Origin of the sequence: Rhodoblastus sp. (assembly GCF_052145335.1) — a bacterium.
GTDB lineage: Bacteria > Pseudomonadota > Alphaproteobacteria > Rhizobiales > Beijerinckiaceae > Rhodoblastus.
On record NZ_JBKQOU010000007.1, the window covers coordinates 1 to 8,521 of the forward strand.

10 protein-coding genes are annotated in these 8,521 nt (G+C 61.7%); 3 read left to right on the forward strand and 7 right to left on the reverse strand.

Annotated elements, in window-relative coordinates; translation table 11 throughout:
* Positions 1-48: 48 nt before the first annotated feature.
* From ACLP2E_RS00455 to metG, 4 genes are read right to left on the reverse strand one after another with little or no spacing between them, the layout of a single operon-like run.
* Positions 49-903: a phytoene/squalene synthase family protein gene (locus tag ACLP2E_RS00455; RefSeq protein ID WP_442464832.1), complete on the reverse strand. Its 855-nt coding sequence runs from the start codon at positions 901-903 to the stop codon at positions 49-51.
* Positions 904-916: 13 nt separating this feature from the next.
* Entirely contained in the window at positions 917-1,711 is a 795-nt protein-coding gene (locus ACLP2E_RS00460) for an MBL fold metallo-hydrolase (protein ID WP_442461539.1), read from the reverse strand.
* Positions 1,708-2,496, reverse strand: a complete 789-nt coding sequence (locus ACLP2E_RS00465; protein ID WP_442464833.1) for a TatD family hydrolase — start codon at positions 2,494-2,496, stop codon at positions 1,708-1,710. Before ACLP2E_RS00465 ends, ACLP2E_RS00460 begins: the two co-directional genes overlap by 4 nt.
* Positions 2,493-4,046, reverse strand: coding sequence for a methionine--tRNA ligase (gene metG / locus ACLP2E_RS00470; protein WP_442464834.1), 1,554 nt, complete (start codon positions 4,044-4,046; stop codon positions 2,493-2,495). The genes ACLP2E_RS00465 and metG overlap by 4 nt, the downstream gene beginning before the upstream one ends.
* Before the next feature lie 187 nt (positions 4,047-4,233).
* On the opposite strand from metG, the gene ACLP2E_RS00475 reads away from it, so the two are divergent.
* Positions 4,234-4,884, forward strand: a complete 651-nt coding sequence (locus ACLP2E_RS00475) for a 2OG-Fe(II) oxygenase (protein ID WP_442461536.1) — start codon at positions 4,234-4,236, stop codon at positions 4,882-4,884.
* 262 nt (positions 4,885-5,146) lie between these two features.
* Here the strand turns inward: ACLP2E_RS00475 and ACLP2E_RS00480 are convergent, their stop codons facing one another.
* Entirely contained in the window at positions 5,147-6,751 is a 1,605-nt protein-coding gene (locus ACLP2E_RS00480) for an arylsulfatase (RefSeq protein ID WP_442464835.1), read from the reverse strand.
* Here ACLP2E_RS00480 and ACLP2E_RS00485 point away from each other — a divergent pair.
* On the forward strand, positions 6,741-6,941 hold the full coding sequence (locus ACLP2E_RS00485) for a hypothetical protein (RefSeq protein WP_442464836.1): 201 nt from the start codon (positions 6,741-6,743) through the stop codon (positions 6,939-6,941). The two genes, ACLP2E_RS00480 and ACLP2E_RS00485, sit on opposite strands and share 11 nt — an antisense overlap.
* A 241-nt stretch (positions 6,942-7,182) precedes the next feature.
* On the opposite strand, the gene ACLP2E_RS00490 is transcribed toward ACLP2E_RS00485, so the two are convergent.
* Positions 7,183-7,524 (reverse strand): TraR/DksA family transcriptional regulator, encoded by a 342-nt coding sequence (locus ACLP2E_RS00490; RefSeq protein ID WP_442461534.1) that lies wholly within the window; start codon positions 7,522-7,524, stop codon positions 7,183-7,185.
* 279 nt (positions 7,525-7,803) lie between these two features.
* Here ACLP2E_RS00490 and ACLP2E_RS00495 point away from each other — a divergent pair, with 279 nt between their 5' ends.
* Entirely contained in the window at positions 7,804-8,010 is a 207-nt protein-coding gene (locus ACLP2E_RS00495; protein WP_442461533.1) for a hypothetical protein, read from the forward strand.
* A 60-nt stretch (positions 8,011-8,070) separates the two neighbouring features.
* On the opposite strand, the gene ACLP2E_RS00500 is transcribed toward ACLP2E_RS00495, so the two are convergent.
* Positions 8,071-8,521, reverse strand: a 451-nt coding sequence (locus ACLP2E_RS00500) for an S-adenosylmethionine:tRNA ribosyltransferase-isomerase (RefSeq protein WP_442464837.1), incomplete at its 5' end; no start/stop codon positions are given.

Consider the following 8,521-nt stretch of genomic DNA (forward strand, 5'->3'; position numbering starts at 1 on the left):
CGTGGCGGTAAAACGCTGGGGCTCCACCGCAGTTCCGGGCGATACGCCCTATATCTTCGCCCGCCACAAGGCCCATTGGCGACGCCATTGCGCCACTTCGACCAATGTCTTGTATGGGTCGTAATCCCTGCGCTCCATTTCGCGCAGATAAAGCTCCGGCAGGGCGAGCGGCAGATAGGCCAGGCGCTCCTGCGTCTGCAGCGCGGCGACGGCCTGGCGCGCCCTGCTGAGATGATCGCGGGCCAGCGCCCGCATTTCCGCCAGCGCCGATCGCAATCCCGGACCGTCTTCGCGGGCGAAAAGATTTCGCGGCTCCAGCCCATGGCGCTGCAGAACGTCGCGCGGCAGGTAGCATTGATGATGGACCACATGCCACGGAAAGGCCCGCAGCAGCCCGGTGAGCGCATAGGCGCATCCGGCATGGCCGGCGGCTTCGGCGCTTTCCTTGCCGCCCGTCCCCCCGAGGATCAGGCCCGCGAGGCGAAACAGCGACGAGCAGGTTTCGCCGCAATAGGCTTCGAGGAAATGCAGGTCGGGCGCCGGATCGTCGTAAAGATCGAAACGCCGCGCTTCCAACAGATCGACCAAGGTTTTTCGCGGCAGCGAGAGGGTCTCGACGGTCGACAGCAGCGCGTCGGCCACCGGATGGGCGTGCAGGTCGCCCCTGACCTCGCCCCCCGGCGAACCGTTCAGCGCTTCGATCCACCATTGCAGCCGCATTTCGCCGAGGATCGGCTGCGAAACATGTTCGCGAATCCGTGAGACTTCGGCGTTGAAAGCGTAAAGCGCGAACAGGTGCGGCCGCTCCGCGTCGGGCGCAAACAGGCAGGCCAGCCAGCGATCGCGGTCGCTATCCCGCAGGGCGACGCCGCACAGGGCGTAATGTTCGGCCAGCCGATCCAAGAAAGCTCCTCGCTCAGACCTTCAGCCGCATGCCGTCATAGGCCGGCTCGACGCCGTCCGGCAGATTTCCGCGCAGGGTTTCGTAATCGAGATCGGTATGGAGATTGGTCAGGACCGCGCGTTTGGGACGGAAATGCGCGATCAGCTCCAGGGTTTCGCCAAGCGAGAGATGGCTCGGGTGCGGGCGGTGGCGCAGCGCGTCGACGATCCACAGGTCGAGGTTTTCCAGAAAGGGAAAGCTCTCCTCCGGCACATATTTGACGTCCGGCGTATAGGCGCTGGCGCCGAAACGAAAGCCGAGCGCGTCGATGTCGCCGTGATTGAGGCGGAAAGGCATGGTCTTGATCGCCCCGCCAGGCCCCGCTGGCGAAAAGGCCACGCCGGGCGTCAGGCGATGCGGAATGTACAAGGGCGGGTAATTGCTGCCGGGCGGCGTCTCGAAACAATAATCGAAGCGCACGCTGACTTTTTCCCAGGTTGGCTCGTCGAGATAGACATCGATCAGGCGATGCATGACCATGGTCAAGGGCCGCAGATCGTCAAAGCCATGGACGTGGTCGGCGTGGGCGTGGGTGAGCAGCAGCGCGTCGAGTCGGTCGACGTTCTCGCCGATCAACTGTTCGCGCACGTCGGCGCCGGCGTCGACCAGCAACCGCGTCGGCTCGCCCTCGCCGGACTGCTCCACCATGATGGAGCAACGGCGGCGGCGGTTTCGAGGGTTGCCGGGGTCGCATTGCCCCCAGCCCTGGGCGACACGCGGAACGCCCCCCGATGAGCCGCAGCCCAATATGACGATCTCCACGCTCATGCGGCGAACGACGGCATTTTATCGAATATACGCAGTGCGTTGGCTGTTGTTATCTCAGCTAACGCATCAACTTCGATTCCCTTGACGCCGGCGAGAAGCCTCGCCGTCTCGGCGACATAGGCGGGCTCGTTGGTCTTGCCGCGATAGGGCGTCGGGGCGAGGAAGGGCGCGTCGGTTTCGACCAGCAACCGGTCGAGCGGCACGATTTCGGCAATGTCCCGCAAATCCTGCGAGTTCTTGAAGGTCACGATCCCGGAAAAGGAAATGTAACACCCCAGCGTTAGAGCCTTTTCCGCCAGTTCGCGGCCGGAGGTGAAGCAGTGCAGCAGCGCCTTGAACGGCCCGGCGGCCATTTCCTCGGTCAAGATCCGGGCCATGTCGTCGTCGGCGTCGCGGCTGTGAATGACCAGCGGCAGACCGGTTTTACGCGCGGCCGAGATGTGGCTGCGGAAAACCCGCTGCGCCAGCTCGCGCGGGGCGCGGTCATAGTGATAATCGAGCCCGGTTTCGCCGATGGCGACGCATTTCGGATGCGCCGCCAGCGTGACCAGTTCCTCGGCGGAAAACTCCCGCTCCTCGTGGGCGTGACTGGGATGGGTGCCGACCGAGCAATAGATTTCCGCGTGGCTTTCGGCGATGGCGGCAAGCTGTGAGAACTTTTCGACCTCGGTGGAAATGGTGATCATCCGCGCCACGCCCGCCGCTCCGGCGCGGCTCAGCACGCCGGCGCGGTCGCGGGCGAGTTCGGGAAAATCGAGATGGCAATGGGTGTCGATCAGCCTCATTTCGACGCCTCTTCCGGCTCGACGTAGCGGGGAAAGATCGGCGCCGGAGCGGGCAGTTCAACGCCGGCGAACAGCCGATGTTCCGGCGTGGCGAAGGCGAGGTCGCGCTCGTTGGCCCGCACCGCCAGCAGATCGAGCAATTTTCCCGCCGCCTCCGGGATGAAAGGCTGGCACAGGATGCCGATTACCCGCAGGGTCTCGATGGTGGTGAACAAGACGGCGTCACGCCGCGCCGGATCGGTCTTGCTGAGTTTCCAAGGCTCCTGGCCGGCGAAATAGCGGTTGGCCTCGCCGACCACCGACCAGATTTCAGCGAGGGCGAGATGCGGCGCATAGCGGAACATTTCCGCCTGCACAGCTTCCAGCGCGTCATAGGCCTTGGTCAGCATGGCGACGTCGACGTCGGGAACCTCGACCTGATCCGGGATGCGGCCGGCGCAGTTCCTGGCGACCATCGACAGCGACCTTTGCGCCAGATTGCCGAGGTCGTTGGCGAGATCGGCGTTGATGCGCGCGACGATGGCCTCGTGCGAATAATTGCCGTCCTGTCCGAACGGCACTTCGCGCAGGAAGAAATAGCGCAGGGCGTCGACCCCGTAATGATCGGCCAGCGTGAAGGGGTCGATGACATTGCCGACCGATTTCGACATTTTCTCGCCGCGATTGAACAGAAAGCCATGGACGACGATCTGTCTTGGCAAATCGATGCCCGCCGACATCAGGAAAGCCGGCCAGTAGATGGCGTGGAAGCGGGTGATGTCCTTGCCGATCACATGGGCGTCGCAGGGCCAAAAGCGCCAGCGCTCGCCCCGCTCCGGGAAACCGGCGCCGGTGAGGTAATTGGTCAGCGCGTCGACCCAGACATACATGACGTGTTTTGGATCGTCTGGCGTTTCGACGCCCCAGTCGAACGTGGTGCGGCTGACCGACAGATCCTTCAGCCCGCGCTTGACGAAGGCGACGATCTCGTTGCGATATTTTTCAGGGGTGATGAACTCCGGATTGGCATCGTAATGCGCCAGCAGCCGTTCGCCATAGTCGGAAAGGCGGAAGAAATAACTCTCCTCCTCGACCCATTCGACCGGCGTTCCGGTCGGCGCAAGCTTTTTGCCGTCCGGGCCAAGCATCAGTTCGGACTCGTCGTAATAGGCCTCGTCGCGCACCGAGTACCAGCCGGCATATTTCGACAGGTAGATATCGCCATTGGCCGCCATGCGCCGCCAGATTTCCTGCGACGCCGCCTTGTGGCGCGGCTGCGTCGTGCGCACGACGTCGTCGGCGACGGCGTTGAGTTTTTCACCCATGGCGAGGAACTGCGCCGCGGTGCGGTCGGCCAGCGCCAGCGGCGTCAGGTTTTCGCGCGCCGCCGTCTGCTGCATTTTCAGGCCGTGTTCGTCCATTCCGGTGACGAACAGCACGTCGCGGCCGTCAAGCCGGTTGAAACGGGCGAAGGCGTCGGTAGCGATGCGCTCATAGGCATGGCCGATATGCGGCGCCCCGTTGGCGTAGGGAATGGCGGTGGTGACGTAATAGCTTGCTTTTTCGGGCATGAAATCGGCGGTCTCGAACTTTTTGGCGGCGTCGGGGCAAACTAGAGAAAGCCCGCCCCAAGGGAAAGACATTTCAGCAGGACGGCGAGGCGCCGCGGCGTGATGATCAAGAAGCGTTTTGACATGCGTCAATGAGCGAAGTCCTCGAAAAACCTAAACAGACCCGTTGCTTTCACGGGATGACGCCATGCTGAATTACGACGCCTTTCGCGCCTCGCCGACCCAGACCGATCCTTTTCCCTATTCGGTGACGCCGGGCCTTCTTCCGCCCCAGGCCTTGGCCGAGGCGATCCGGGATTACCCCAGGATCGACATGGGCGGCCTGTTCCTGCCGGAAATGGCCTCCTACGGCCCGGCTTTCGCCAACCTGCTCAAAGAGCTGGAAGGACCGGAAGTGCGGAGAATCATCGGGCAGAAGCTCAACATAGACCTCACCGACCGCCCGACCATGGTGACCTTGCGCTGCAACTGCCAGGCCAAGGACGGCCGCATCCACGCCGATTCCAAATTCAAGGTGGCGACCCTGTTGCTCTACCTCAACGACGATTGGGCGGACAATGAGGGCGGCAAATTGCGGGTGCTGCGCTCGGGAACCGATCTGGAGGACTATGCCGCGGAAGTCGCGCCGCAGGGCGGGCTGGCGGTCTGCTTCCGCGTCCAGCCCAATTCCTGGCACGGCCACAAGCCCTTCATCGGTCCGCGCCGCTATGTGATGCTGAATTATTGCACCGACGTCGAAGCGCGCGACCGCGAAGTGGCCCGCCATCGCTGGTCGAACCGGGTGAAGAAATTCAAGCGCCTGTTCGGTATCGGCCATATCCAGCAAAAGGCGGCGTGAACCGGGCTTTTTAGTCCGTCGGTCGGTTGGCCCAAGCCGATCCGTTTGCGGGCCTGCGACATGCCAGTCTTGTTGGCGGCTATAACCGTACACATCAACGGATGTTCCGACAGGGAAATGTACCAGCGCTCGTGACATAAGGCCGTCGGTCGCCGATCGCCGCGCAAACGTCTGTCGGCTTTTGACGTCCCGACCGCGCTTCGATAACCCGACGAAATGGGGTGGCCCGGAGGGGCCACCCGCTCCTGAGCCAGCCAGGGGATCAGTCGTCGCCCTTGTTCTTTTCCATTTCCTGGAGGATGCCGTTGAGATTATAGGTCTCGGCAGCCTGCAGCGGCGGGAACTCCTTGAAGGAATAGAGTTCCTTGAACCAGAGCTGCTGACCGATCGGCAGCATGTTCCAGTCATATAGATACGCGGTGGACGGGGAGCCCAACGTTCCGCCCAACTCCATCGCCGACTTCGATGACGTGAAGCCAACAGTCTGTTCGAACGGATCGCGCTTGACGTTCGAAACGAGGGTCCAGTGGTAGTTGATGAGCGGCATGAACCAGCCGGCAGCTCCCCCTTCCGCCATCGTGTAGTACATCTTCCAATTCTTATAGCGCACCGCGGAAGGCGTCGCGCCGGAATAGTAGAAGAAGACATCGCGCGCGGACTTTTCGGACTTTCCTTCCAGATAGTCGCGTTGGTCGAAACCGTCCAAGGTCGTCTTCACGATGCCCGGATATTTTCCCCCCTCAATCTGTTTCTTCAGATCGTCGCCTTTGGGTCCACCCGCGATATCGACAAAGGTCGGTAGCCAGTCGAGCGCGGCGAACATCTGGTTCTTGATCGTGCCCGGCTTGATGTGGCCCGGCCAGCGGACGACCTGCGGAGCGCGGTAGCCGCCTTCCCAGGCTTCGCCCTTCTGACCCTTGAACGGCGTGATGCCGCCGTCGGGGTAGCTGACCGTCTCGGCGCCATTGTCGGTTGTGAAAACGACGATGGTGTTGTCGAGTTCGCCCATGTCCTCAAGCTTCTTGAGGACATAGCCGATGTTGTCGTCCATCTGCTTCATGCCGGCTTCGTTGAGGCCCCAGTCCTTGCCGCCGGCCTCGCCGATCATCGCCTCGTATTTCGGCGGCAGCATGGTGGTGACATGCATGCGGGCCGGGTTGTACCAGACGAAGAACGGCTTGTTGGTCTTCTTGGGGTCGTTGCGGTCGAGGAAGTCGATGACCTTGGAGGAGATTTCCTCATCGACGGTCCGCGACCGATCGAGCGTCAGCGGACCTTCATCCTTGCAGGACTGGTTCGCTTCCGTGCCGTCGGAGGAATGGCACCACAAGACATTGCGCGGCGGCGTCAGGCAGGTTGTTGTCTTGGGGTCCACGGCGCCGGGGACTTCAGCCAGGCCGGGAATCGGCGTGTTCATGCAAGGCGGCGCGATGCCCTGCGTCGACACATTCTTGTTGATGTCGGGGAAGCTCACCTGCTGCATCGCGTCGAGATGGTAGAGATAGCCCCAATATTCCTCGAAACCATGCGCGGTCGGCAAGGCGGCGGTGTGGTCGCCGAGATGGTTCTTGCCGAATTCCCCGGTGGAATAGCCGAGGTCATGCAGGAATTTCGCGATCGCCGGCGTGCCGGGGCGCAGATAGGACGGGCTGCCGGGCAGTTGGGGCGGTATCATGCCGGTGCGCAGCGGATACATGCCGGTGAAGAAGGCGTTGCGGCCCGAGGTGCAGCTTTGCATGGCGAGATAGTCCATGAAGATCGCGCCTTCATTGCCGATACGGTCGATATTGGGCGTCTCGCCGACCATCAGGCCGCGATGATAGATGCTCGGCTGCATCCAGCCGATATCGTCGCCCATGATGAACATGATGTTGGGCTTGCTTTCTTCCGCTGCCGCGGCGCTTGACGTGGGCAACGCGGACGCTGCCGCGAGGACAGCCAGCTTTCCGCCAAATGACCAAATTTTTTTGCGTAAAGCCATCACCACCTCCCGTTTTCTCCTGTCGTTATGCGCTGTGAGTTTTTACTTCGTCAGCACCGAAGGACGGCGCGAATGAAGCTTGCTTTTTCTCTCGCTCGGCAGCAACCGATGATGAGCATGGCCGCATGACGATTCATGCGTTGGCATGTTCAAAACTTCGTGTGCGTGCTTGAAAGCGAAGCGTTGGGTACAAAGGCAATGGAGCCGGGACCTCCGCATCGCAGAACCGCAACGGGCCGTCGCTCGCCTTCGGTAGCCTTGGGCAAGACGCGGATCGCGAAGCCTCAATTATTGGTCGGGCAAAAATCCCGACCCAATCACCCCGCGCATGCGATGCATCTGGTCGCCGTGGGGAGCGCCTTGAGGCGCCTGGGATCGATCGTCTCGCCGCATTGGGCGCAGACGCCATAGCTCCCTTCACCGATCCTCTGCAACGCTTCACGAATCTGGTGGATTTCCTGCAGCTTGGATTTCTCTATGCCTTCGAGCGCATCCTGGTTTTCCAGTTGCGTCGCCTGCTCTTTCCAATCGGCGGGTAGCAGGCTGCGCAATTCGTTGTCGATCTCCGTTATATTGCTTGTCAGCTCGGCTAGGCGGTTTTCGAGTGCTTTGGCAATTTCTTGGTAGGTTTCCATTTCAGGGTCGATTCCAATGGCCATCAGGTTTGCGGACGCCAGGAGGCTCTCATGAATCCGTCCGATCCCTGCGCATAATTTGTTTCGTGTAGAGCCACAACTCATGACGGCCAGCTTATGACCACCGGCGCAACATGCAAATCTGTTTTCCTTGCGCGACGGCGGGCGAGGTGCGAAGCGCTAGATCGGGCGCCTTGACGCTTCGTCTGAACGCGTCGCGCGCGTCTTGTCACAGGAGCTGCTCGGGAGTAAATCTTCTCGATCCTTTCTTTTCACTGCACGTGCCGCGACATGGAGGCGGTGATGCAAACCTGCATACGCATTGCCCTCATTGACGACAGGGAATTCGCGAAGTGTCTCAGGATCATCGCCGAAGAGCTTCGCCTTGACGATCGGGCGTTCGAGGTGCAGGAGCGCCGTCCCGACTCGGTGGTGATCTGCTTCGATCGCGTGGATCACGCGAAGCTGTTCGGCCTGTACTACGCCCTGGACAATTCGTCGAAACATTGATGATCAGCGACTCGCGCCCCGAGCGTGGGAAGAGCCGATCATCGCGCCGGCCCCAGGAACTCAATTCCTCTCTTCACGCAGCAGCAGGCAGGCGTCGCCATAGGAGTAGAAGCGATATTCCGCTTCTATCGCATGGGCATAGGCCGCCTTCATGTTTTCCAGCCCGGCGAAGGCGCAGACCAGCATGAACAGGGTCGAGCGCGGCAGGTGGAAATTGGTCATCAGCACATCCACGGCGCGAAACGCATAGCCGGGGGTGATGAAAATATTGGTGTCGCCGGCGAACGGCATGATCCGTCCGGAAGCGTCGGCGGCGCTCTCCAATATGCGCAAGGATGTCGTGCCGACGGCGACGATCCGCCCTCCCGCCTCCCGCGCCGCATTGAGCCGCGCCGCCGTGGCGGCGTCGATCTCCCCCCATTCGCTGTGCATGACGTGATCGGCCGTGTCTTCCGCCTTGACCGGCAGGAAGGTGCCGGCGCCAACCAGCAGCGTGACTTTCTCGATGCCG